The sequence below is a fragment of the Telluria sp. AZSoR62 genome (genome assembly GCF_058111565.1).
The window spans coordinates 1-243 of the sequence record NZ_JBYTST010000531.1; the positions used below are offsets into that span (position 1 = coordinate 1).

Below are 243 nucleotides of genomic sequence, written 5' to 3' on the forward strand. Positions count from 1 at the left end.
GTCAAGGCCAGTGAGGGCAACTACTACACCAACCCGTCGTACAGTTCGCAGTATCAGGGGTCACGGAACGTTGGCATGATTCGTGGGGCATACCATTTCGCTATCCCCAATTGGTCTTCGGGCGCCGACCAGGCACGTTACTTTGTTCAGAACGGGGGTGGCTGGACCGCCGACGGATACACGATGCCGCCGGTCCTGGACTTTGAGTTCAACCCGTACGAGAACCGCACCATCAACGGATTC

1 protein-coding gene is annotated in these 243 nt (G+C 57.6%); it reads left to right on the plus strand.

The window, feature by feature from the left end; all coding sequences use genetic code 11:
• Positions 1-243: GH25 family lysozyme (locus AC3XQU_RS24655; protein WP_489876731.1), on the plus strand; the 243-nt coding region annotated here is incomplete at both ends.